Consider the following 26,188-nt stretch of genomic DNA (forward strand, 5'->3'; position numbering starts at 1 on the left):
GATATGTTAACAGGAGATATTGTGTTCAACTTACCAAAGAGCCGATCTCAAGCTATCAAAGTAATCGGAGTAGGTGGTGGAGGTAGTAATGCCGTAAACTACATGTTTGAACAAGGGATTGCAGGTGTAGAATTTGTAATTTGTAATACGGACTCTCAAGCATTAGCAAATAGTCCAGTACCAACAAGAATTCAATTAGGACAAGCAATAACAGAAGGTTTAGGAGCTGGAGCAAATCCTGAGGTAGGAGAGCAATCTGCTATTGAAAGTATGGATGATGTAAAAGCTGTTTTAGACGAAGGAACTAAAATGGTCTTTATTACTGCCGGAATGGGTGGTGGTACAGGAACCGGAGCAGCGCCAGTAATTGCTGGTATTGCAAAAGAAATGGATATCTTAACAGTAGGGATTGTTACAGCGCCATTCTTTTTCGAAGGAAGAATGAGGTTGGAACAAGCCGAAAAAGGTATCGAAAAATTAAGACAAAACGTAGATTCATTGATTGTTATTAACAATGATAAATTGCGTGAATTATATGGAAACTTAGGTTTCAAAAATGGTTTCTCAAAAGCTGATGAGGTTTTAACAACAGCGGCTAAAGGGATTGCAGAAGTTATTACACAACACTATGCAATGAACATCGATTTACGTGATGCGCGTACAGTACTTAAAAATTCTGGTACAGCAATTATGGGATCTGCACAAGGTTCTGGTGAAAACAAAGCGAAAGATGCAATTTCTTCTGCTTTAGATTCTCCATTGTTAAACAACAACAAAATTACAGGTGCGCGTAATGTATTGTTATTGATTTTATCTGGTAATAACGAAATTACAATGGATGAAATCGGTATTATCAATGATTACATTCAACAAGAAGCTGGTAATAGTGCAAATATTATCATGGGTATTGGTGAAGACTTAGATTTAGGAGATTCTATCTCTGTAACTGTTGTAGCAACTGGTTTTCCTACAGAAGATCAAGCTTATACAGGAAAAGAGGAACAAAAAATTGTACACACATTAGAGGAAGAACAACCAATAAATAAAACATTATCAGTTGAACAACCTTTTGTGAATCGTGTAAAACCAATGACGTTAGATTTTGGTCGTTCTAATGCTTCTCAACAAGCACCACAAACGCCTCAACAAAATCAAACGCCAGAGGCTCCGCAAAATAATTATCGTCAAGCAGATATTAACCAAAGTTTTCAACAACAAACTTATCACAATACGCCAGAAGAATCTTTCGAAGAAAATAATTCTCCAAAGCGTTATGTTTTAGATGATATTGAAGATGAGCCAGTACAAGAAAGACGTTCTTACGATGATTTCGAACCACGTTTGAAATCTGATTTTAATCGTCCGCAAGAACCAACGAATAATGTAAATAATAATCAAACATATAATTCATATTCTAATCCTGTAGCTTCAGAACAGTCAAATTATCCTCAAAATAATTATGCTGGATACCAAGCTCCAAAGAATGAAGGATATGGAAATGTAGAGCCAATTCAATCTAATGTAGCTCATTCTGCTGCTCCACAAGCTGAAGAAGTACAAGTTGCTATAGATCCATTTAGTCAGCCAATTGAGCAATCAAATGATCCTGAATTGAATAGTATGATTGAAGAGAGAAGAAATCGTTTGAAACAATTTAATTTTAAATTCAACAATACGATGACGAATTCTCAAGTAGACGAATACGAAGCAATTCCTGCTTACAAACGTCAAGGATTGAATTTATCTGATCGTAATGATAATCAATCTTCTGATTTTTCTGTCGGAACTAATCGTAACAACGAAACACAAATTCGTCCAAACAATTTTCTACACGATAACGTAGATTAATAAACGATCACTCGTAAAAAATATTCTTATTATAGAAAAGGTTCATTGCTTTTGCGATGAGCCTTTTTTTGTCTTAAATTTGTAGTCTAAAAGCAAAACAAATGAATTTAGAAACTCAAATAATGGCACAGTTAAAAGAAGCGATGAAAGCTAAAAATACTGTTGCTTTAGAAGCTTTAAGAGCTGTAAAATCTGAATTATTATTAGCAAAAACATCTGGTGCTAACGGTGAATTATCAGAAGATCAAGAAATTGCTTTATTACAAAAATTAGTAAAACAACGTAAAGAAGCTGCTGAACAGTTCGAAGCAAACGAACGTAAAGAATTAGCTGAAAAAGAATTGGCGCAAGCAGAAGTTATTCAACAATTTTTACCTGCTCAATTATCTGACGAAGAATTAACAGCTGCAATTACAGAAATTGTTGCAGAAGTTAGCGCTACTTCTCCAAAAGATATGGGAAAAGTAATGGGAGCTGCTTCATCTAAATTAGCTGGTAAAGCGGAAGGAAAATTAATTTCGGCTAAAGTAAAAGAGATTTTAGCTAGTTTATAATTGATTTTTAAATCTTTAAAAATTAAGAAAAGGTAAAGTTTTGTAAACTTTACCTTTTTATTTCTTTATTTGATAAATTTCTTCAAATTATACAAAATTATTATTTATTGATAATCAATAAGATATACGATTTAAACAAATAATTGCCAAAAAAATTGGGATTATAGGTTTATTTTAACATTAAATTAACAAATCGCTGTAGGCATCTAAATTCGCAAAGCACAAGAGATTTTAGAATTAAAAATCAATCGATTAGAATAATTCTAAATAAGAAGCTGTTTATACCCTTAAATTTGCAAAGTAAATCAGAAATATCTAAAGGATGACGAAAAGCATTACAGCGTTTATAGCAATGTTAATGATTTTTCCAATAGCAAATGCTGATGGTAAAATTTTTAAGGATTCTGGTAATAATGACACAATTATTATGCCAGCTTCTGAGAAAAGATTTAGTAACGATATTGATAATGATACCATCAAAAAAGATACATTATCAGTTGAAGATGAAAAGTTGGTTGGAGAACTTATCGAGAATAGTGCTCGAAAAATCTCGACAGGAGTTGTTTCTTGGTATGGAGACAAATTCCACGGACGCAAGACAGCTAGTGGTGAAACGTACGACAAACACGAACTAACGGCTGCCCATAAGTCTTTACCATTTGGTACGAAAGTAAAAGTTACGAATATCAGAAATGGTAAATCTGTGGTTGTAGAAATCAACGACAGAGGTCCATACGCTAAATCTAGAGTTTTAGACTTAAGTCAAGCTGCATTCAGCGAAATTGGTCACACTAACACAGGAGTGATGCAAGTTGAATACGAAATTATCAAAAGCGAAGACTAGAAAGACTAAGATGTTCAGAAAAAATTAAAAGGTTTGAGAATTTATTCTCAAACCTTTTTTATGCTCTTAAGTTTCGTGCAAAAAAAAATCCTGATAAATGAAAATCAGGATTTATAATTATATGATGTAAGAAAATCTTAATCTAAAATTTTAAGCACTTTAGTTGTACGAGCTCTTGATGCTTCAACTAATTCAGCTTGCGCTAAATCTTCTCCGTAAGAAGGAATCATTTCTTTGATCGCTTCGTTCCAGTTGTTTTTCATCAAGTCTGGGAAACATTGTTTCATTAAGTTCAACATTGCACTAACAGATGTAGATGCTCCTGGAGAAGCTCCTAATAAGGCAGACATTGTTCCATCTTGAGATGTTACGATTTCTGTACCAAATTTTAAAACTCCTTTTCCATCTTGTTTTTCGATTACTTGAACACGTTGTCCTGCAGTTTGTTCGAACCAATCTTCTAATTTAGCTTCAGGAAAATATTCTTGTAATTCTTCTACTTTTTTCTCTTTAGACAACATCACTTGTTCTACCAAGTATTTTGTTAAATCGATATTGTTTAATCCACAATTCATCAAAAATCCTACGTTTCCTAAGTTTACAGATTTGAATAAATCGCAATTAGATCCGTATTTTAAGAATTTTGTTGAGAATGTTGCAAATGGACCAAATAATAGAGATTGTTTTCCATCAATAACACGTGTATCTAAGTGAGGAACAGACATTGGTGGTGCACCAATTTTTGCTTTTCCATATACTTTTGCATGATGTTTTTTGATTACTTCTTCGTTTTGACAAATTAACCATTGTCCACCAACTGGGAAGCCACCAAATTTTTTCGATTCTGGAATTCCAGATTTTTGTAACAATAAAATTGCTCCTCCACCTGCACCAATAAATACGAAATCAGCATTAAGTGCTTTGTTATTTCCAGATTTTAAATCTTTTACTTTAACTGCCCATTTTCCGTTGCTAAGACGATTTAAGTCTTTTACTTCGTGTTCAGTTTCTAACGTGATTTCTTTTTTGTCTTGTAAACCTTTGAAAATTTGACGCGTTAATTCACCAAAATTCACATCAGTTCCCAAGTTCATATGCGTTGCCGCAACTTTTTCATTACCTTTTCTACCGTCAACAATTAATGGAGCCCATTCTCTGATTTTAGAAACATCATCCGAATATTCCATATCCTTAAATAAAGGATGCTGAGATAATTTTTCGTAACGTTTTTTCAAGAAATTTACATCGTCATCGCCCCAAACAAAAGACATATGCGGAGTAGGACGTAAGAATTTTTCTGGAGAAGAAACGTAATTATTTTCGACTAAGTAAGACCAAAACTCTTTCGAAGTTTCAAATTGTTTTGCAATATTAATTGCTTTATCAATGTTAACCACTCCATTTTTGTCCATTGGTGTATAATTCAATTCACAAAAAGCAGAGTGACCAGTACCTGCATTATTGAAAGCATCAGAGCTTTCAAATCCAATCTTATCTAATTTTTCGAAAACAGAAATCTTAATTGCCGGATTTATTTTTTTAAGAAGTATGCTTAAAGTAGCACTCATGATACCAGCACCAACTAACACTACCTCTTGAGGTTGTTTTTCCATTTCTCAAAAATATATTTACGTTGCAAATGTATTAATAAATAGCCTTTTTTGCGAAATAATACGCAGAAAAAACAATGATTTTTTACATAAATTATTGTTTTGAGATAATTTGAATAGATTTTATTTTATAGAAAATTATTCAAACTCAGTTTTTCCAATACTTTCGATGTTGTCTGCTTGTGATAAATCTGCTTCAAAAGCTTTTTTGTTCACAACTGTAGTTTTTGAAATTTTATCGTGCCAACCATTTTCTCCTAAAAAAGTAAGAACATCAAATGGAATTATTCTACAAATACTTCTTGTAAAATAATCTTTCGTTGTAGGTGTAGAACCGTCAATCATCACAACTTTTGTTCCTGTAATAAATTTACCTAATGAACGTCCTTTGGTTAAAAACTCTGATAAAAAAATTAGTAAAACATAAAAAAAGGCTGTGATAACTCTATCAATCAAAGGATTTATATTTTCTAATTGATAAATAATGTCGCTTTCTGGATTAATGATCACAATAACAATTGCTATAAAACCGAAAAATAGCATCGTCAATAAAATGATTGATACATAATCTATAATAAAATTTAAAAAGCGCAATCCTTTGTTCGCTTTATGTTCGCCAACTTTGTAATCTTGGTACATAGTGTTTATGTGTTAATTTAGATGTAAATATATGATAAACACTAAATTTTTAAAATTATTTTATGCAGATAATTTAAGTCTAAATTTTATCCTCCATCCAACGTCTAAGATTAATGTAATTGGTATTTCTTCGCAACAAATTTTCATTGTCCGAATCTTTCAAGAAATCATCTAATTCTCTGAAAGCTTTAACTTTTTCATGAGGATACAAATCATTTAATTCAATAAAAAATAAACTAATTTTTCGTGTAATAATGTTACTATTTTTCATCTTTTTACAGAATTGATGCGTTTTGTACGAATACATATCCAATTCTTGATCGTTGCCAGAATCATATAAATTCATCATAATCAAAACCAAGGTGTAAAAATGTAAATCTTCTTGAATTGTAGATTCACTATTGATAATTTTTTGACAATAATCAAAGGAATTATCCCAATCTTTATTCAGAAAATAATACGCAGCTATTTTTAGATAAAGCACTAAAATATGGTGGTTATCGATTTTATGTTGATGCAATTTTATTTCGCGCAAAATATCTTTAATTAAAAAAGGGCTAATATTTTCTTTTGGATTAATGAAAAAATAATTCAGTTTACTATTAAATTTATTGATAAACCAAAGCGCTTCCACATTATCATTTTGAGGCAAAATCTCGTAAACAGATTCCAATTTATCAAACCAAAATTTGAATTCTTCCGAATTTTTTTTCAGATATAAAATTTTCAATAAATATGAATTTCCTTTGATAAACCAAACAGGGTGACTAAGAATTCGCTCTTTTTTCTCGTAAAATAACTCAACCCATTTTTTAGAAAATTCATAGGCAGAATGTAGGTTTTGCGTTAACATCGACAACCAAACATTTGCTTTATAAAACCACAATTTCTCTTTGAATTTTAATTTCTTGAAATCGATATTTTTTGTTTCCGAATCAAAGAAATTCTGAATTTTCTTAATTTCTTCTTCATCTTTTGCATATCCATTTTCAAGCAAAATGCTATATAATTTCAGCGATAAATTAGATAATTTACTCGCTTGTAAATTCTGTAAACTTAACTCTTCCGATTGTTCAATCAATTGATCTGCACGACCAGAAATACTTCGTGTAATAAATTGCGATTCGATAATTTTTTCGAGTTCTAAAATATCATAAGCAATGGCTTTTTCGTCAAAATCTAAGGCTTGAGTTTTGGCTTTGTCCAACATTTTTAGACTTTGTTTGTGTAAGCCTTTTTGATACAAAATCGTAGCAAAATCAAACTGTTCACGTATTTGCATACGCGAATTTTGTTGCGAAGGATTCATTCTCAAGCTAAACAAAATTTGTTTGTACAAATGCGCTTTTAGATTTGATAATTGTTGTTTCGTGGTAATTTTTTTCTTCAAAATAGCCGTTTCATCATATTCTTCCAACTTATCCAATGCTTCAAATAATAACAAAAATTTTGCATCTGCATTAATTTGCAGACGATTTACATAAAGTTTGAATTGACGTTTTTCGGAACGATTAAGTGACTTTATTAAACTAAATAGTGCGTCTTTGTTATGATTTGACATTGTAATTAAATTATATATAATGTATTGAAAATAAAATGATTATGATAAATATTTTAGCTTTAAGAATTGTAAAACACTTTTCAATTTGAAAATTTAAAGTTAGTACAATTTTAATTTTACATCACAATAACAAACAAAACTAATTGCAATGAGTGCTGAGAAGATTCAAATTTTTGATACGACACTGAGAGATGGAGAGCAAGTGCCGGGGTGTAAGTTAAACAAAAAACAGAAGTTAGAAATTGCGGCTCGATTGGACGAATTAGGCGTTGATATTATCGAGGCTGGTTTTCCAATTTCAAGTCCTGGAGATTTCGAAGCCGTAAATGCAATTTCAAAATTAGTGAAAAATGCCACAGTTTGTGGTTTAACTCGTGCAAACAAAAAAGATATAGAATCTGCAGCTAAAGCTTTACAATATGCCGTAAAACCAAGAATTCATACCGGAATTGGAACTTCGGATTCTCATATTATTCACAAATTTAATTCGAATCGTGAAGCGATTATCGAACGTGCAGTTGAAGCGGTTGCATATGCAAAAACATTTGTAGATGATGTTGAGTTTTATGCTGAAGATGCAGGAAGAACGGATAATGCTTTTCTTGCTCAAGTTTGTGAAGAAGTGATAAAAGCTGGTGCGACGGTTCTTAATATTCCAGACACAACGGGTTATTGTTTGCCTTTTGAGTATGGAAATAAAATTAAATATTTAAAAGATCATGTTCAAGGAATTGATAATGTGATTATTTCTTGCCACAATCATAACGATTTAGGTTTAGCGACAGCGAATGCAGTTGCAGGAGCTATAAATGGAGCACGCCAAATAGAATGTACAATTAATGGAATTGGTGAGCGTGCTGGTAATACGGCCTTGGAAGAAATCGTGATGATTTTTAGACAACACAAAGAATTGAATTTTTATACAGATATCAATGCTCAAATGTTAACAGAATTAAGTCAATTAACTTCTGAAACAATGGGAATGATGGTTCAACCAAACAAAGCAATTGTAGGATCGAATGCTTTTGCGCACAGTTCTGGAATTCATCAAGATGGTGTGATTAAAAACCGTGAAACATACGAAATTATCAATCCAGCAGATGTTGGAGTTAATGAATCCTCTATTATTTTGACAGCTCGTAGCGGGCGTTCGGCGTTAGCTTATCGTCTAAAAGATATCGGTTTTGATACATCTAAAAATGAATTAGATATTTTATATGAACAATTTTTAGAAATTGCAGATTTGAAGAAAGAAGTTGTTCGTGAAGATTTACTTGGATTAATGCATCAGTTTAATCAAACATCACAGAGAAAATTCGCATGAGAACATTATTCGATAAAGTGTGGGATGCCCATGTTGTCAGCCAAGTAGAAAATGGACCACAAGTGATTTATATTGATAAACATTTAATTCACGAAGTAACAAGTCCACAAGCTTTTGCAGAATTAGAAGCGAGAAATATTCCAATTTTTCGACCAAATCAAATTGTCGCAACTGCGGATCACAATGTACCAACTATTAATCAAGATCAGCCAGTTCGAGATCCATTATCAAAACAACAATTAGAGCAATTAGCAATTAATTGCGAAAAAAATAATATTACCTTTTATGGCTTAGGTCATCCGTATCAAGGAATTGTTCACATTATTGCACCAGAATTGGGTGTTACGCAACCGGGAATAAGTATGGTTTGTGGTGATAGTCACACGTCTACGCATGGTGCTTTTGGAGCAATTGCTTTCGGAATTGGAACAAGTCAAGTTGCGCAGGTTTTTGCAAGTCAATGTTTGTTGATGAATAAACCAAAATCGATGCGAATCAAAGTCAATGGAAAATTGAATCCAAATGTTCAAGCAAAAGATGTGATTTTATACATTATTTCTAAAGTTGGAACAAATGCAGGAACAGGTTTTTTCTGTGAATATGCTGGAGATGTTTTCGAGAATATGTCGATGGAAGGTCGAATGACAGTTTGTAATATGTCCATAGAAATGGGTGCTCGTGGCGGAATGATTGCACCAGACGAAACGACTTTTGCTTATTTAAAAGATAAACCATTTGCACCAAAAGGAGAAGAGTGGGATCAAAAAGTAGCGTATTGGAAAACGTTACCAAGTGATTCTGATGCAATTTTTGATGAAGAAATTGAATTTGATGCGGCGGATATTTATCCAATGATTACGTTTGGGACAAATCCAGGAATGGGAATTTCGGTGAAAGACAGTATTCCTTCTAAAGATTCGTTAAGTGATAATGAAAAAGAATCGTTTGAAAAAGCATTGAAATATATGGGATTCCAAGATAATCAATCAATCATCAATCATCCAATTGATTATGTGTTTATCGGAAGTTGTACAAATGCAAGAATCGAAGATTTGCGTGAAGTAGCAAATTATGTGAAAGGAAAACAGCGCAATGAAAATGTAACTGCGTGGATTGTTCCGGGATCGAAACAAGTAGAAAAGCAAGCGATAGAAGAAGGTTTGGACAAAATTTTTGAAGCCTCTGGATTCAGATTGCGCGAACCAGGTTGTTCGGCTTGTTTGGCGATGAACGACGATAAAGTTCCAGAAGGAAAATATTGTGTTTCGACTTCGAATAGAAATTTTGAAGGACGTCAAGGTCCAAATTCTCGTACATTATTAGCAAGTCCTTTGATTGCTGCTGCTGCTGCAATTCACGGAAAAATTGTTGATATCAATTAAAATTTACTCAAAATGGATTCAATCAATCAACTAAAATCATCGGCTGTTCCGATTAAAATAGAAAATATAGATACCGATCAAATTATTCCAGCTCGTTTTTTGAAAGCGATTAGTAGAGAAGGTTTTGGAGATAATTTATTCAGAGATTGGCGATTTAATCAAGAGAATGAAAAAATTGAGAATTTTCCACTGAATGATTCAAAATATGTAGGGAAAATATTAGTTGTCGGAAAAAATTTTGGTTGTGGAAGCAGCCGTGAACACGCAGCTTGGGCAATAAAAGATTACGGATTTGATGTTGTAATTAGTAGTTATTTTGCAGATATTTTCAAAGGAAATGCATTGAATAACGGAATTTTACCAATCGTTGTTTCAGATGAAATTTTAAATCAAATATTTGAGATAATCGATCAAAACCCTTCAACAGAATTTGAAGTTGATTTGGAAAATCAAACCTTGGGAATTCAAAGTCAATCTATCAATTTTGAGGTTGATTCTTATAAAAAAATCTGTTTATTAAATGGGTATGATGATATTGATTTCTTAATCAGTCAGAAAGACAAAATAGAAGCTTACGAACAAAATCATAAATCTTTACAAGATGAAAATGCATAAAATTGCTGTACTTCCTGGCGATGGAATAGGACCAGAAGTCGTTTCGGAAACAATAAAAATTCTGAAAGTTGTAGAACAAGTTTTCAAATATAATTTCGAATTTGAGGAAGCTTTGATTGGTGCAATTGCGATTGACGAAACGGGAAATCCTTTGCCTGATGCGACATTGCAATTATGTAAAGATGCAGATGCGGTTTTGTTTGGTTCTATTGGTGATCCAAAATATGACAATAATCCGAACGCTAAAGTTCGTCCCGAACAAGGTTTGTTAAAGCTAAGAAAGGAACTTGGTTTATTTGCAAATATCCGTCCAATCAAGGCTTACGAATCTTTGTTGGGGAAAAGTCCATTGAAACGTTCGCACATCGAAGGAACAGATATGGTTATTTTTCGTGAATTGATTAATGGAATTTATTTCGGAGAAAAATTTACAGCACAAGATGGTTCTCATGCGTATGATACGTGTTCGTACAACAGAAAAGACATTGAGCAAATTACACATTTAGCTTTTCAGGAAGCAATGAAGCGTCGCAAAAAAGTAACGTTGGTAGACAAGGCAAATGTGTTGGATACCTCTCGTTTATGGCGAAAAGTTGCGATGGATATTAGCCAAAAATATCCAGAAGTTGAATTAGATTTCTTGTTTGTTGATAATGCAGCGATGCAATTAATTATCAATCCAAAACAATTTGATGTGATTTTGACAGAGAATATGTTTGGTGATATTATTTCGGACGAAGGAAGTGTAATTGGTGGAAGTATAGGGTTGTTGCCTTCGGCTTCTATTGGTACAGAAAATGCATTGTTCGAGCCTATTCATGGTTCGTATCCACAGGCAAAAGGTAAAGGAATTGCAAATCCTATGGCTTCTATTTTGAGTGCCGCAATGATGTTGCGTTATTTGGGATTAGAAGAAGGGGCAAAAGCAATAGAAAATGCGGTGGAAAATGCGATTAATAATTTGATTGTAACTTCAGATTTAGATGAAACGAGCGATTATTCGACGTCTGTTGTGGTAAATTATATTGCGAAGATATTATTGAGCGATCATGATCATCATTCATATTTTAATTTTGAAAATGTATTGATGGGGAAATCGACGATTATATAGTTTTTATTATTTATGACTTAATGAAAAAGCCATTCAGAGTTCTGAATGGCTTTTTCTATTGTATATTTTTATGAGTTGATGATTACATCATTCCTGGCATTCCTCCACCCATTGGTGGCATAGCAGGCTCATCTTTTTTAATTTCTGTAACAACAGCTTCAGTCGTAATTAACATACCTGCAACAGAAGCAGCGTTTTCTAATGCAACACGAGCGACTTTAGTTGGATCAATAACTCCAGCCTCGATCATGTTTACATATTCGTCAGTTTTCGCATTGTATCCGAAATCACCATTTCCTTCTTTTACTTTTGCAACAACTACAGAACCTTCTCCACCAGCGTTATGAACAATTTGGCGTAAAGGTTCTTCCACTGCACGTGTTACAATTTTAACACCTGTCGCTTCGTCAGCATTTGTAGTATCAATTGTTAAGTTAGATAAAGCTCTGACAAAAGCAACACCACCACCAGCAACGATACCTTCTTCTACAGCAGCACGAGTTGCGTGTAAAGCATCATCAACACGGTCTTTAATTTCTTTCATTTCAACCTCTGAAGCAGCACCAACGTATAATACAGCAACACCTCCAGCTAATTTAGCTAAACGCTCTTGTAATTTTTCACGGTCATAGTCAGAAGTAGTTGTTTCTACTTGCGCTTTAATTTGGTTAACACGAGATTTGATTTGCTCTGCATCACCAGCACCATTAACAATAGTTGTATTGTCTTTGTCAATAACTACTCTTTCAGCAGTACCTAACATTTCTAAAGTAGCAGTTTCTAACGTAATTCCTTGCTCTTCAGAAATAACTGTACCTCCTGTTAAGATTGCGATATCTTGTAACATCGCTTTTCTACGATCTCCAAATCCTGGTGCTTTAACAGCAGCAATTTTTAAAGAACCTCTTAAACGGTTCACTACTAAAGTAGCTAAAGCTTGACCTTCAACTTCTTCAGAAATAATTAAGAATGGACGTCCTGATTGAGCAACTGGCTCTAATAAAGGTAAGATTTCTTGTAAGTTAGAGATTTTTTTCTCACATAATAAGATGTAAGGATTCTCTAATTCAGCAATCATTTTATCTGCGTTTGTAACGAAGTAAGGAGATTGATATCCACGATCGAATTGCATTCCCTCTACAACGTCAACGTAAGTTTCTGTTCCTTTTGCTTCTTCAACAGTAATTACTCCTTCTTTTCCAACTTTAGAAAAAGCTTCTGCGATTAATGATCCAATAGTATCATCGTTATTTGCAGAGATAGATGCAACTTGTTTAATTTTTTCTGATGAATCACCAACTTCTTGAGATTGCTCTCTTAAGTTAGCAACAATTCCAGCAACAGCTTTGTCAATACCACGTTTTAAGTCCATTGGGTTTGCACCTGCAGCAACGTTTTTCAAACCTTCGCGAACGATAGCTTGAGCTAAAACTGTAGCAGTTGTAGTACCATCACCTGCAACGTCGTTTGTTTTAGAAGCAACTTCTTTTACCATTTGAGCACCTAAGTTTTCGATTGGATCTTCCAATTCGATTTCTTTTGCTACAGAAACTCCGTCTTTTGTTACATGTGGAGCACCGAAAGATTTTTCTAAAACTACGTTACGACCTTTTGGTCCTAATGTTACTTTAACTGCATTTGCTAATGCATCAACACCTCTTTTTAAAGCGTCTCTTGATTCAATATCGAATTTAATATCTTTTGCCATTTTGTTTATGTTTTACTTTCTTAAGTCTTAAGTCTTAAGTCGAATATGATTAAAAATTAAAAAATAAGTTACTTTGTACTTAAAACATTTTACTTATTACAACTAAATTTAGATGATTGCCAAAATATCAGCTTCACGCATGATTAAGTAATCTTTTCCTTCTAATTTTAATTCAGTTCCTGAATATTTTCCGTAAAGAACTTTGTCTCCAATTGCAACAGTTATTGGTTCATCTTTTTTACCATTACCAACTGCTACAACGATTCCTTCTTGAGGTTTCTCTTTTGCTGAATCTGGGATAATAATTCCTGATGCTGTTTTAGTTTCTGCAGGAGCAGGCTCAATAACCACTCGATCTGCTAATGGTTTAATGTTTAATTGTGACATATTTGTATTTTTATTTTAATAATTGATGGTTTTAAATAAACGAAAAACGTGCCAACACACAATTTCTGCCATTATGGATAAGTTAATTTCACTCCTTAAAACAAAAATGCCAAGTTGTATGACAACTTGGCATTTAAAGTGATTTTTATGAATAATTATTTTTTGATAATCACTTTTTTCGTGAATTGTTCGTTACCTGCTTCAATCGAAACAATGTAAACACCATTTGATAAACTAGATAAATTAACTTGTTGAGATTTCGAAGAATTCAATTTGTTTGAGTAAACTGTTCTTCCTGCTAAATCTGTCACCGTAATTTTACCTGTTGTAAATGATTTTGTAAAATCTAAATTGATTATTCCATTTGAAGGATTTGGAGAAATCGTACCTAAATCTTTCGAATTGATCTCAGAAGTTGCTAATTTATCAGAAATTTCAAAATTTGCGGCATTTACAGCTAAGAAAACATTATCAATCGCTTTAATCATAATGCGCGCTTCTTTTGTCAAGGTAACATTTGTTGGAACTGTAAAATCATATTTTCCATTATTTGGAACTGATTCAGCTAAAACATAATCAAATGTTTTTCCACCATCAACCGATAATAAAATTTTTACGTTTTGTGTATCAATTCCATTTGCATCCGTTCCCGCAACATCCCAAGTAATTGATGCTGGATAATTTTGAGTCCAATAATCAGTTGTTGCTTGCGAAGTCACTTTGAATGGACCGAAATCTTTTGTAACAAGTACAACATTTTTACGATCAGTTTGACCTCCTTTAGGATTGTTATCTCTAACTAAAAGAGAGAATTTTAGCGTACGAGCAACGCTTGGAATAACTTCCCAGTTCATAGGAGCTGGATTTGTCTCTAAAGTTAATTTACCATCAACAATTGATTGTAAATTAGGGAAGTATCTGTATCCTACTGTAGTTGGATTAAGAGATCGAAATGTTGGTCCATTTTTATTAGTAGATACAGGAGGTTGTGTAGCTATTTGTGTATCTGTTTGTTCCCAGTTGTATGTTATTGCGTCTCCATCAGGATCACTAGCTGTTGCTTCCAAAACAAAAGCGGTTGAGTGAGGAATGTTATATGACAATTTATCTAGAACAATGACAGGTTCATTGTTTCCTGAATCAGTATTTACTGAACAACTTCCATTTGTAGAAGTAACAAAATTATATATATTACTAACACTTACAGTAGAAAAATAAGGGTCACTATTATTTTGTACATTAGGAGGACAAATACCAGCATAAGCCATAATGGTACTTCCACTACCAGGTTCAACTGCTGTAGCGCCTGAGCGATTTCCACTACAAGAATTGTTAAAAGTATGTGGTGCTCCAAATTGGTGTCCCATTTCATGAGCTACATAATCGATATAGAAAGGGTCATTTATAGGTGCTCCTAATCCAGTTACACCTCCTGCTTTAATTGTGCTACAAGGACTTTGTAAGTAAGCTACTCCACCACCACCAGTAGAAAAAACATGGCCAATATCATAATTATCTACACCTATTTCTCTGTCTAAAACAATTTGATTTTCTTTTAGCATAGCACTTCCACTATTGTTGGTGTATTCATCTGTTGTAATAAAAATAATTTTATCATTATTTTCCACTAGTTCCATTGTTACACCAAACTCTTTTTCATAAACACCATTTACACGAGTCATAGCTACATTTATAGCTGAAATAACAGCTGCTAATTTTTCTTCATTGGTACCAGATGATAATCCAGCTCTATTTACATGGTATCTAGAGTACTCTATAGTTGTCGCTAAAGCTAAACGGTATTTTCTCATTTTACCATCAATAGCAGTTTTATTCGTAGGTATATCATTTGTGATTTGATTGATTAATTTCTGTTGATATACATCATCTGTATGACAAGAAAAATTAATATTATCATCAACATTTTTTCTACTATAAGAAATGTAAGTTGACAAATCTTCTGTATAAGCATCAATATAAGAAATATCGTGACCTTTCTGTATCATTGCACTAAAACCGTGATAAGGAGAATAACTAAAACGGATTGTAGCTTTTCCATCAACAGATTTCCCTACATAAGATTTAATCGTGTTATATTTCTCTTGTAATTTAGGCGCCATAATAGATGCTTCTTCAACAAGATATTTTGTTATTTCTCCATTTTCATTCGGAATGTTTACTAACTGAGCATTATTATTCCCTTTGTTGGCAATAGAATTTAAGTCATTAAGTAAACTTGTAACATCTAATTTAAATAATGTAAATTCTTTAGGAACAGTTGATCTTTCAACTAAATTAGTAGGTTGAAAATTTTTATTTTTCAATTCTTGCCAATGATTACTTTGCGCAAAAACCGAACTTCCTCCCATCAGAAGAGATAAGATAATAAATTTTGTTTTCATAAATTTCAATATTCTAGTGTTAAATAATTAATTTCTTTAGGTATTTCTATAAAAAATAAGTTGATAGATTTATCAGCTTCATCTTTATATTGATGTAGTTTTAAAATGTTTTTTTTAGAAGAACTAGTTAATTCAGAGATTTCGTAACGATCAATATCTTCTTTACAAATAACTGCAATATTTTTATTTGAGAAGTCAATTATTTCTAATGGTGCATTTCGTTGTCCTGGAATAATTAATGACGTTTGAAATTCATCAAAATCTTTCATATTTGTAAAAACTTTTACTTCATTTTTACATCCTTTTCCATCAAATGCAGTTCTAAAAATATTTAATTCATTCATAGAAATAGTTTTTAAAACTTTTTGTTGACCGCATCCGATAAAAAATAAAGATATTAATAGTATAAAGAAGTAATAGTGTTTCATATTCAGTGTTTAGGACTAAATTATGAATAAATATTCAATATAAGGCATTAAAAAACGAGAATCATTCGATGATTCGCGTTTTTTGATTTATTTTCTTATCAAAATTACTTCGCTGGTTGAGCTGGTAATTGATTTTGACTTGCTCCGTTTGCAGCAGGTTGCGTTGGTAAATTATTAGCTGGTGCCGTAACATTTGGCTTAATTGGTTTTATCGCATTTGGATTTTCATGCGAAGCACTTGCTCCAATAATCAATACGATTACAGCGATAAATAATCCCCAAGTTGTGTTGTCTAAGAATTTATTCGTTCTTTGAACTCCAAACATTTGGCTTCCTCCGCCACCTCCGAAAGTAGAAGATAATCCTCCTCCTTTAGGGTTTTGAGATAATACGATTAGTACTAATAATACACATAAAATCATGATAATAATCATGAAAAACTGAAATAGTCCCATTTTATTATTTAGAGTTTTTTAAATTTTCAATTTCTTTAATTCGATTTGCAAATAAACTATTTTTTTCTGGATATTTCAAAATTAATATCTTATAAGCTTTAATTGCCTTATCATATTTTTTTTGCTCAATATAAATTTGAGCCAAAGTTTCGGTCATCAAATCCGAATATTCTTCCGTATTCTGAACGAAATTTGATGGTGTGTTAACTGGTGTAATATCCGTTTTTTTCATCGGAACGATTTTCGGATTTTTTTCCAAAAAGTCATCAATCAACTTATATTTTATTTCTCTTTCTGCAATTTCTTGCTCTTCCTCAATCTCTTGTTGAGTTTTTGATTGAGAAGGAACTTTCTTCAACCAATCCGAAAAAGAGAACGTCGAATCATCCGAATTATTTTCAATGATTTCTACTTTTTCTTCAATCGTTTCAGGTTCAGATTCTTCAATTACCTCCGCATTTTCAGACAATCCTTCTATAATTTCTTCTTCCTGATTATCTTCAATTGTTTCAATTACCTGCTGAGGTTCAGATTCAATAATTTCAATTCCAGAAGTTTGTTGAACAGCATTTTCGATATCATTCTCAGAAGTTAAATTTTCTTCTTTCGAATTATTTTCTACCACAACTTTATTCGTGATTTCAGCAACTTCGTTCAATTCTTCATCCGAAATAATATCAACAACATGATCTGTTCTCAATTCAGATTCTTCTGTATCATTTTCGATCATTTCGTCTACAATATCTTCATTGATTTCTTCTGAATTAGTTTCAGAAACAACTTCAATTTCTTGGTTTAATTCTTCTTCTTTTTCTTCAATGATTTCATCAATAACTTCAACTGTTTCGTTATTGTTTTCGATGATTTCAGAAGTAGAATTTTCTAAAATTGGTTCAGAAATAATTTCGTTTTCAACTAATTCTTCCACTTTTTCTTCTACCATTTCAGGAGAAATAGTTTCAGTTTTTGTTTGAATTTCTTTCTGAATTGTTTCCGAATTGATGTAATGATACAAATCGACACGATTGCTGCTGTGAATTGACGTTTTGTTCAAATAATCCTCAAAAGAAGGATGATTTTCCTTTTTTAAACCATAAAGTAACAAAGCGCGCAATGTGTAGAAATACGGGTATTTTTCTACCTCTTTTTTAAGAAGTGGAATGTCCGATTTCTCGACTTCGTACGGATGTGCTACTAAATATTCAATTCTGGTCATTGCTCAAATATAAGGTTATTTTTTTACCAATCCATCGCAATAGACGCAAAAACTTGGTCGCGAATATCATCAATAATTAAAGGAACAATTGACGATTCTACAGCGCTTAACATCGCATTTCCGTCATATAATTGGAAAGCAGAAAATGTTCTGTCATAACTTTTTGATTCGTCTTTATTGTTGATATATCGAACTTTTACATAAATTGTCAAACGGTTTTTTGCTGCAATATCATTCGATTGAATTGCTTCTGGAACAACATCGTATCCCGTAATTTCACCTTCGATAATTAAGTCAGAATTTTCATTCGAATTTAACTTTAACTTCGTTCTACTTCTAAAAATATCTTGAATGGCAATCGTTAAATCTTGACTCAAAGTAGGATTTTGTTGAGGTGCGTAATTCGGGAAAGTTGCCACATAAATTGTGTTCCAATCTGGTTGAATTGCAGCTCCCGAAAGTGAATATTTTATACATCCTGTTAAACTAAAAATAGCAAAAATACTAAGGATGAATAGTTTTATTTTGTTCATATTACAAATGATATTGTTTGATTTTTCGGTACAATGTTCGCTCAGAAATTCCCAATTCGTCAGCCGCCATTTTACGTTTTCCTTTGTGTTTTTCTAACGCCAATTTTATCATTTCCTTTTCGTTATCTTGTAAGGAAAGAGATTCTGGTTCTTCGATTGGACTTACATCGTATACATCGTTCGAATAATCGTATTGCGATTGTTGATAATTTGGTGTAATTGGAGCAGATTTCGTTGGAACCAAATTATATTGACTTGGCACAAAATCTTCTTCTGGTTCGTTTTGATCTTGATAAACGCGCTGAATCAATTCTTGTGTATTGCCATTAAAATCTTTAACATCTTTGTGTTTGATTAAATCTAATGTTAAAGCACGTAAATCGTTCAAATCTTTTTTCATGTCCAATAAAACTTTGAACAATAATTCACGTTCCATAAAATCAGAAGAACTTCCATCTTTCGATTTATTTGTTACCGTCAACATTGTTGAATTATTGGGTAATAATTCCATGATTTTTTCTAACGAAATCACACGGTCTTTTTCCACAACAGAAACTTGTTCAGCAAAATTTCTTAATTGACGCACATTTCCCGGCCAAGGATAATTCGCAATATAATTTTGGGCTTCTGGAGAAAGCTCAATATGCGGCATTCTGTATTTATTTGCAAAATCTGAAGCAAATTTTCGGAATAATAAATTAATATCTTCCTTACGCTCGCGCAAAGCAGGAATATCAATTTGAACTGTATTTAATCGATAATATAAATCTTCACGAAATTTACCTTTTTCAACAGCTTCTTTCAATTTTACATTCGTTGCAGCAACAACACGAACATTTGTTTTTTGAAGTTCCGAAGAACCAACTTTCATAAATTCACCCGACTCTAAAATACGCAATAAACGCACTTGTGTAGCTAAAGGCAATTCACCAACTTCATCTAAGAAAATAGTTCCACCATCTGCTACTTCAAAATAACCTTTACGTGTTTGTGTAGCGCCTGTAAAAGCACCTTTTTCGTGTCCAAATAATTCAGAATCGATTGTTCCTTCTGGAATCGCACCACAGTTCACTGCAATATAATTGTTGTGTTTGCGTGCAGATTGATTGTGAATAATTTTCGGAATAAATTCTTTACCAACACCACTTTCTCCGATGACAAGAACAGAAATGTCGGTAGGTGCAACCTGAATCGCCTTTTCTAAAGCACGATTCAAGGCTACATTATTTCCAATGATTCCAAAACGTTGTTTGATAGTTTGTAAAGAATCCATTTTTTAATTTTTTAGGTTTTCGAAATTGAAATTTTCAATCTCATCAGTTTTTTGATTTGAAAAATGATACTGAAACAAGTTCAGTATGACAAGTTGAAAAAATTAATCTTCAATCATTTCACCAATCAAAGTAGCCGTTGTACAGCTATTTGCTTTTACGTTTACAAAATCTCCTATTTTAGTTCCTTCTACTTTAGGGAAAACTAAAACCGCGTTTTGTGTATTACGTCCGTACCAGAAATTTTCGTCACGTTTAGAGTTTCCTTCAATCAAAACTTCATGAGTTTTTCCAACATAACTATTCATACGCTCTGCAGAATGTTTTTGTTGCATTTCGATGATTTCTTGTAAACGACGTTTTTTATCTTCTGGTAAAACATCATCAGGCATTTTTTTGTGCGCTGGTGTTCCAGGACGCTCAGAATAAGCGAACATATAACCGAAATCATATTTCACATATTCCATTAACGATAATGTATCTTGATGTTCTTCTTCTGTTTCGCCACAGAAACCTGCAATCATATCGTGAGATAAAGCACAATCTGGAACGATACGTCGAATTTTATCAATCAATTCGAAATATTCTTCACGAGTATGTTGACGATTCATACGTGCTAAGACAGTAGTAGAACCCGATTGAACAGGTAAGTGAATGTATTTACAAATATTTTTGTGTTTCGCCATCATTTGCAATACGCCTTCTTCCATATCTTGTGGATTAGAAGTTGAAAAACGTAAACGAATGTTAGGAAACTGCGTAGCAACCATGTCTAATAATTGAGCAAAATCTACAGCAGTCGCTTTCTGAATATCAGTTGCATTTTTGAAATCTTTTTTTGGTCCTCCACCATACCATAAATATGAATCGACATTTTGACCTAAAAGTGTAATTTCTTTGTAACCAGATTCTGCTAATTCTTTACATTCATTCAAAATTGAGTGAGGATCACGAGAACGCTCACGACCACGCGTAAAAGGAACAACACAGAATGTACACATGTTATCACAGCCACGAGTAATCGTAACAAAGGCTGTAACGCCATTTCCACCTAAACGAACAGGAGAAATTTCTGCGTACGTTTCTTCTTTTGATAATTGTACGTTTACCGCATCACGACCATCTTCTACATCGTTGATTAAGTTTGGTAAATCGCGGTAAGCATCAGGTCCAACAACGATATCTACTAAATGTTCTTCTTCTAAGAATTTATGTTTCAAACGTTCCGCCATACAACCTAAAACTCCAATTTTAAGACTTGGATTTTGTTTTTTGATTGCGTTTAAAGTTCCTAAACGTTTACGAACAGTTTGTTCAGCTTTTTCACGAATAGAACAAGTGTTTAAAAGAATTAAATCTGCTTCGTCAACTTTTTGAGTGGTTTGATAACCTTCGTTATTTAGAATAGATGCAACAATTTCACTATCCGAGAAATTCATTTGACATCCGTAACTTTCTAAGAATAATTTCTTTGTTGCATTACGAGTAGGAGCAGTCATCAAAGCCTCTCCTTGTCTTGCTTCATCTATATGTTTTTCTTCTGTATGCATTCTAAAATGGATATTTTATCGTGCAAAAATAATAAATCTATGTGACATATTGGCAGTAAAATTTTCTTTTGCATTTTATTAACATTTTGTAGATTTGAGGAAATCTAAAAAAGTAAACTATGGATAATTATGTAAAACAACGTGTAGAAGAAATCAAACAACAAGGTTTTAAAGTTGAGACTGGCGCTTTGTTTAGTCGTGCTTGGGAAATATTTTCGAGTATAGCAGCTTATTCTATTGTAGCGTTGTTATTGTATGGTGTAGTTGTTTTGATTATGTCTTTTGTTTCGCAACTTATTTATGCTCCAGCTGCAGTGGCTATTTCTGATATGAATGATTTAGAAGATTATTATATCGAAACTTTTACAGCACCATTGTTTTTCGTCTCTAATTTAGTGAGTATTGTAGTTTATGCGGCGGCCGCTCCAATATTATTTAGTATTGTGACAATGGCTCGTAAATTTGAAAAAAGTGAAACAGTAGGAATGAATGATATTTTTGAACATTATTCTAATGGTAATTTCATGAATATATTTTTGACTTATTTAGTAATTCAAATAGTAGCAAGTATAGGATTCGTTTTATGTTTTATTCCAGGGCTTGTTTTTCAACTGGCAACTGTATTATCAGTTCCGTTTGTCTTGTTTGCAAAGGCAACAGTAGGGGAAGCTATTACTTCAAGTATTAGTGTTTCTTTCAAAAATTTCGGAAGTATTTTTTTCTTCGGATTATTAACATTTTGTGTAATTGTTCTGGGATTTTTAGCTTGTGTCGTTGGATTGGTTGTTGCAATACCATTAGTTTATATTGCATTGTATTGCTTATATAAAGAAGTTATTGGCTTTGATGATGATCAATCAGAAATAGACCAAATCGGAACAGATATTTATAAGGATAATCCTTACATGAAATAGATAAAATACGGAGCAGTTGAAAATCATTTTTGGCTGCTTCATTTTTTTGTTATTAATTTTGCAGAAATTTTTTAAGAAAACAATATGTCTAAAAATCTCGTTATTGTTGAGTCCCCAGCAAAAGCTAAAACCATTCAAGGTTTTTTAGGTGATGATTTTATCGTGGAATCAAGTTTTGGTCACGTGGTCGATTTACCAAAGAAAGGAATGGGAATCGAAATCGAGAATCATTATAAGCCAATATACGAAGTAACACCTGATAAAAAGGAGGTTGTAAGTAAACTGAAAAAATTGTCTTCGAAAGCCCAAACAATTTGGTTAGCATCCGATGAGGACCGCGAAGGAGAAGCAATTTCTTGGCATTTGTATCACGTTCTTGGATTAGAAAAGAAAGATACAAAACGTATTGTTTTTAATGAAATTACAAAAAAAGCGATTCAACGTGCGGTAGAAAATCCACGTCAAATTGATGAGAATTTGGTTGATGCACAACAAGCTCGTCGTGTTTTGGACAGATTAGTTGGTTTCGAAATGTCGCCAATTTTATGGAAAAAAATCAAACCAGGCTTATCTGCAGGTCGTGTTCAATCAGTTTCTGTTCGATTAATTGTTGAACGTGAAAAAGAAATTCAAAATTTTGTTCCAGTTTCGTCATATAAATTCATTGCAATTTTCGAAACAAATGAGGGAAGAACATTAAAAGCAGTTTTAACAAAAGAATTTTCTACGTTAAAAGAAGCCGAAGATTTCTTAGAAACATGTGTTGGAGCAGATTTTAAAGTAAATGATTTACAAAAGAAACCAGCAAAGCGTACACCTTCAGCACCATTTACAACATCAACTTTGCAACAAGAAGCATCTCGTAAATTAGGTTTTTCAGTTTCAAGAACGATGCGTGTCGCACAACAATTATACGAATCTGGACATATCACATATATGAGAACAGATAGTGTGAATTTGTCTGATGATGCATTAACAGCAGTAAAAGCTGAGATAGAATCTGCTTACGGAAACAAATATGTTGAGATAAGAAAATATAAAAACAAAAATTCATCTGCACAAGAAGCGCACGAAGCGATTCGTCCAACGCATTTCGAAAATCATTCAATAAATGCAGACGATTCTATGCGAAAATTGTACGAATTAATTTGGAAACGTACAGTTGCTTCTCAAATGGCAAATGCAGAATTGGAACGAACTATTATTGATATTGATAACAACAAAAACAACTTTATTTTCCAAGCAAAAGGAGAAATAATTGTGTTTGATGGTTTCTTAAAAGTATATCAAGAATCGTTTGACGACGAAGATGCAGATGATGATAAAGTGTTATTGCCAAGTGTAAAAGTAAATGAGCAATTGAAAGCAGATGAAATAAATGGTACTGAACGTTTTTCTCGTCCTGCGGCTCGTTATACAGAGGCATCTTTGGTGAAAAAATTAGAAGAATTAGGAATTGGTCGTCCGTCAACTTATGCACCAACGATTTCTACAATCCAAAATAGAGGTTATGTGGAAGTTGGTGAATTGGATGGTGAAGAACGAAAATATAATACCTTAACGTTAATCGATAATCAAATCAAAAAAGTTCAACAAAAAGAAATTTTTGGAGCTGATCGTCGCAAATTAATGCCAACTGATATCGGAATCGTGGTAAATGATTTCTTGGTTGATTATTTTACGAATGTGATGGATTATGATTTTACGGCGCGTGTCGAAAATAGTTTTGATGAAATTGCGGAAGGTAAATTGAATTGGACAAAAATGATTGATGAATTTTACACGAAATTTCATCATGTTGTAGAAGATGTTCAAGAAAATGCAGATCGTGCAACTGGAGAACGCGAGTTAGGAATTGATCCTGTTTCAGGTAAAAAAGTGCATGCACGTATTGGACGTTTCGGACCAATGATTCAGATTGGTGAAGCAGAAGATGAAGAAAAACCTCGTTTTGCAAGTCTTCAAAAACATCAATCTATTCATAATATTACCTTAGAAGAGGCAATGAAATTGTTCGAATTACCAAAAACTTTAGGCGAGTATAAAGCGCACGAAGTTGAGGTGAATATTGGTCGTTTTGGACCTTATGTGAAATTTGATGATAAATATATTTCGATTCCGAAAGAGGAAGATCCAATGGATTTATCATTTGATCGTGCAGTAGAATTAATTGAAGAAAAGTTAAAAGCTGATGCGCCGATTGCACAATACGAAGGGTATGATGTAACAAAAGGAAAAGGACGTTTTGGACCATTTATCAAATGGAATGAATGGTTTATTAATGTTCCGAAAAAATACGATTTTGATCATTTATCTCAAGCTGATATTATCGAATTGATTGAAGATAAAAAACGTAAAGAATCTGAACGTGTTGTTCGCGAATGGTCAGAACAGGAAATTCGATTAGAGAAAGCGCGTTGGGGACGTTATAATTTGATTCAAGGAAAAATAAAAGTTGAGTTATCGAAAGAGACGAATCCAGAAGCGTTGACTTTGGCTGAGGTTGAAAAATTAATAGAAGCTGCGAAACCTAAAAAGAAAGCAGTGACTAAAAAAGCGCCTGCAAAAAAGACAACTGCGAAGAAAACGACAACTAAAAAAACAACGACTAAAAAGTAATAATGTACAACGACTTTTTAAAACCCGTTTCTGAAGAATTACAAGATTTTGCTAAATCTTGTAATTCTTTTGCGTTAGGACAAGCTATAAAATTTCGCGAAGATGTTATCGAAAGCGATGAAAAATCGAACGATAAAATTGCGATTATTGGTGTGACAGAATCTCGTTCGAAACAAAAAGATTTGATCGAAGATGTAGATTTTAGCCTTGTTCGTACACAATTGTACGAATTGCAAATGGGAAATTGGTCGATAGATTTGTACGATTTTGGCGATGTTGTTTATTATGATGATAAAGCCGAAACCGAAAAAGTTTTTAGAGAAGTTACCAACGGATTAATTCGTGATGGATATGTTGTTGTTATTTTGGGTGGAAACCCAAGTTTAGGTTATCAACAATATCGTGCTTATGACGAAATTGTTGATAAAGTTTATTACTTAACAATCGATCATAAATTACGATTAGGAAAAGATGAAGCACAAACAACAGAAAATAATTATTTAACAAAAATTATTTCGAATGAGCCTTTCAATTTATTGGATTATACGAATATCGGTTTTCAAACGTATTTTGTTGCTCAAGAAAAATTAGATTTGTTAGATCAGTTAAATTTTGATGCTGTTCGTTTGGGTGTGATTTCTGAAAATGTAAAAGAAATAGAACCTTATTCGAGAGATGCAAATGCGGCTTTGCTTAATTTATCGAGTTTACAAGGTTCGGATTTCTCTTCTTCAAAAAATATGACGCCAAATGGATTTACTTCACGCGAAATTTGTGCGTTAACAAGATATTTAGGTTTCAGCAATAAATTGACTTCACTTTACGTTTGTGATTATATCGAAAATTATAAAAAATTAGATCATCTATTAATTTCGCAGATGATTTGGTATTTTATTGATGGAAAAAATCACCGTCCAGAGATAAAAAGTTTTGAGGATACACAATATTTTGAGAAAATTTTTGTTCCTACAGAAGGATACAATTATATTTTTTACCGAAATATATTAACCAATCAATTGTGGATAGAAGTTGATAACACCGTTGATGGAGAGCGAAAATTTGAAATTATTTCATGTTCAGAAAAAGATTATGAACAAGCACTTAATGGTGAAATACCAAATAGGTGGTGGAAATATTTCAAAAAATTTTATTAAAAAATAAAGAACAATTTTAAAAATCAATTAATAAATTGCCTTAATTTGTAGCCTTATTAATTG

22 protein-coding genes are annotated in these 26,188 nt (G+C 32.7%); 10 read left to right on the forward strand and 12 right to left on the reverse strand.

The genetic code is table 11. The annotated features are described in order from the left end of the window. Nucleotides 1-3 precede the first annotated feature (3 nt). The 3 genes from ftsZ to B3R94_RS11315 all read left to right on the forward strand — a co-directional run bounded on the left by ftsZ (nucleotide 4) and on the right by B3R94_RS11315 (nucleotide 3,246). Nucleotides 4-1,848, forward strand: a complete 1,845-nt coding sequence (gene ftsZ / locus B3R94_RS11305; protein ID WP_286511589.1) for a cell division protein FtsZ — start codon at nucleotides 4-6, stop codon at nucleotides 1,846-1,848. Between the two features lie 101 nt (nucleotides 1,849-1,949). Then, the gene (locus B3R94_RS11310) at nucleotides 1,950-2,402 is read left to right on the forward strand and encodes a GatB/YqeY domain-containing protein (protein WP_291100877.1); all 453 of its coding nucleotides are present in this window, start codon (nucleotides 1,950-1,952) and stop codon (nucleotides 2,400-2,402) included. Between the two features lie 322 nt (nucleotides 2,403-2,724). After that, nucleotides 2,725-3,246: a septal ring lytic transglycosylase RlpA family protein gene (locus B3R94_RS11315; RefSeq protein WP_038332856.1), complete on the forward strand. Its 522-nt coding sequence runs from the start codon at nucleotides 2,725-2,727 to the stop codon at nucleotides 3,244-3,246. 137 nt (nucleotides 3,247-3,383) lie between these two features. Here B3R94_RS11315 and mqo read toward each other — a convergent pair whose 3' ends face one another. The 3 genes from mqo to B3R94_RS11330 form a co-directional block, all read right to left on the reverse strand. Beyond that, on the reverse strand, nucleotides 3,384-4,859 hold the full coding sequence (gene mqo, locus B3R94_RS11320) for a malate dehydrogenase (quinone) (protein WP_291100880.1): 1,476 nt from the start codon (nucleotides 4,857-4,859) through the stop codon (nucleotides 3,384-3,386). A 135-nt stretch (nucleotides 4,860-4,994) separates the two neighbouring features. Continuing rightward, nucleotides 4,995-5,495 (reverse strand): RDD family protein, encoded by a 501-nt coding sequence (locus B3R94_RS11325; protein ID WP_125349635.1) that lies wholly within the window; start codon nucleotides 5,493-5,495, stop codon nucleotides 4,995-4,997. Nucleotides 5,496-5,574: 79 nt separating this feature from the next. Further along, nucleotides 5,575-7,056 (reverse strand): hypothetical protein, encoded by a 1,482-nt coding sequence (locus B3R94_RS11330; protein ID WP_291100882.1) that lies wholly within the window; start codon nucleotides 7,054-7,056, stop codon nucleotides 5,575-5,577. Nucleotides 7,057-7,204: 148 nt separating this feature from the next. Here B3R94_RS11330 and B3R94_RS11335 point away from each other — a divergent pair, with 148 nt between their 5' ends. The 4 genes from B3R94_RS11335 to leuB are packed head-to-tail and all read left to right on the forward strand — an operon-like array spanning nucleotide 7,205 to nucleotide 11,488. Continuing rightward, nucleotides 7,205-8,380, forward strand: a complete 1,176-nt coding sequence (locus tag B3R94_RS11335) for a 2-isopropylmalate synthase (RefSeq protein ID WP_221855341.1) — start codon at nucleotides 7,205-7,207, stop codon at nucleotides 8,378-8,380. Further along, nucleotides 8,377-9,762, forward strand: coding sequence for a 3-isopropylmalate dehydratase large subunit (leuC, locus tag B3R94_RS11340; RefSeq protein WP_291100884.1), 1,386 nt, complete (start codon nucleotides 8,377-8,379; stop codon nucleotides 9,760-9,762). The genes B3R94_RS11335 and leuC overlap by 4 nt, the downstream gene beginning before the upstream one ends. A gap of 12 nt (nucleotides 9,763-9,774) precedes the next feature. Further along, nucleotides 9,775-10,377: a 3-isopropylmalate dehydratase small subunit gene (gene leuD / locus B3R94_RS11345; protein ID WP_019975022.1), complete on the forward strand. Its 603-nt coding sequence runs from the start codon at nucleotides 9,775-9,777 to the stop codon at nucleotides 10,375-10,377. Next, nucleotides 10,364-11,488 carry a 3-isopropylmalate dehydrogenase gene (leuB, locus tag B3R94_RS11350; RefSeq protein WP_291100886.1) on the forward strand — a complete coding sequence of 375 codons (1,125 nt, stop codon included), beginning with the start codon at nucleotides 10,364-10,366 and terminating at the stop codon, nucleotides 11,486-11,488. Before leuD ends, leuB begins: the two co-directional genes overlap by 14 nt. 82 nt (nucleotides 11,489-11,570) lie before the next feature. Here the strand turns inward: leuB and groL are convergent, their stop codons facing one another. The 9 genes from groL to miaB form a co-directional block, all read right to left on the reverse strand. After that, entirely contained in the window at nucleotides 11,571-13,196 is a 1,626-nt protein-coding gene (gene groL / locus B3R94_RS11355; RefSeq protein ID WP_115001715.1) for a chaperonin GroEL, read from the reverse strand. Between the two features lie 108 nt (nucleotides 13,197-13,304). Then, nucleotides 13,305-13,583, reverse strand: a complete 279-nt coding sequence (locus B3R94_RS11360) for a co-chaperone GroES (protein WP_125349629.1) — start codon at nucleotides 13,581-13,583, stop codon at nucleotides 13,305-13,307. A gap of 155 nt (nucleotides 13,584-13,738) precedes the next feature. Then, on the reverse strand, nucleotides 13,739-15,985 hold the full coding sequence (locus B3R94_RS11365; protein ID WP_291100888.1) for a reprolysin-like metallopeptidase: 2,247 nt from the start codon (nucleotides 15,983-15,985) through the stop codon (nucleotides 13,739-13,741). A gap of 5 nt (nucleotides 15,986-15,990) precedes the next feature. After that, nucleotides 15,991-16,329, reverse strand: a complete 339-nt coding sequence (locus B3R94_RS11370) for a hypothetical protein (RefSeq protein WP_115001712.1) — start codon at nucleotides 16,327-16,329, stop codon at nucleotides 15,991-15,993. A gap of 188 nt (nucleotides 16,330-16,517) precedes the next feature. After that, a complete protein-coding gene (secG, locus tag B3R94_RS11375; RefSeq protein WP_038332909.1) occupies nucleotides 16,518-16,868 on the reverse strand; it encodes a preprotein translocase subunit SecG in 351 nt (116 codons plus the stop codon). Between the two features lie 4 nt (nucleotides 16,869-16,872). Beyond that, nucleotides 16,873-18,084, reverse strand: a complete 1,212-nt coding sequence (locus B3R94_RS11380; protein ID WP_291100890.1) for a tetratricopeptide repeat protein — start codon at nucleotides 18,082-18,084, stop codon at nucleotides 16,873-16,875. A gap of 23 nt (nucleotides 18,085-18,107) precedes the next feature. Next, on the reverse strand, nucleotides 18,108-18,617 hold the full coding sequence (locus tag B3R94_RS11385; protein ID WP_115001709.1) for an LptE family protein: 510 nt from the start codon (nucleotides 18,615-18,617) through the stop codon (nucleotides 18,108-18,110). A gap of 1 nt (nucleotide 18,618) precedes the next feature. Continuing rightward, a complete protein-coding gene (locus B3R94_RS11390) occupies nucleotides 18,619-19,890 on the reverse strand; it encodes a sigma-54 interaction domain-containing protein (protein ID WP_280051090.1) in 1,272 nt (423 codons plus the stop codon). 102 nt (nucleotides 19,891-19,992) lie between these two features. After that, entirely contained in the window at nucleotides 19,993-21,438 is a 1,446-nt protein-coding gene (gene miaB / locus B3R94_RS11395; protein ID WP_291064629.1) for a tRNA (N6-isopentenyl adenosine(37)-C2)-methylthiotransferase MiaB, read from the reverse strand. A gap of 119 nt (nucleotides 21,439-21,557) precedes the next feature. On the opposite strand from miaB, the gene B3R94_RS11400 reads away from it, so the two are divergent. The 3 genes from B3R94_RS11400 (at nucleotide 21,558) to B3R94_RS11410 (ending at nucleotide 26,125) form a co-directional block, all read left to right on the forward strand. Then, entirely contained in the window at nucleotides 21,558-22,352 is a 795-nt protein-coding gene (locus B3R94_RS11400) for a hypothetical protein (RefSeq protein ID WP_291100892.1), read from the forward strand. A gap of 84 nt (nucleotides 22,353-22,436) precedes the next feature. Then, nucleotides 22,437-24,971 (forward strand): type I DNA topoisomerase, encoded by a 2,535-nt coding sequence (gene topA, locus B3R94_RS11405; protein WP_291100894.1) that lies wholly within the window; start codon nucleotides 22,437-22,439, stop codon nucleotides 24,969-24,971. A gap of 2 nt (nucleotides 24,972-24,973) precedes the next feature. Beyond that, a complete protein-coding gene (locus tag B3R94_RS11410; protein ID WP_291100896.1) occupies nucleotides 24,974-26,125 on the forward strand; it encodes an arginase family protein in 1,152 nt (383 codons plus the stop codon). Nucleotides 26,126-26,188: the final 63 nt, after the last annotated feature.

The sequence above is a fragment of the Empedobacter sp. UBA7611 genome (genome assembly GCF_002484365.1).
Classification (GTDB): domain Bacteria; phylum Bacteroidota; class Bacteroidia; order Flavobacteriales; family Weeksellaceae; genus Empedobacter; species Empedobacter falsenii_B.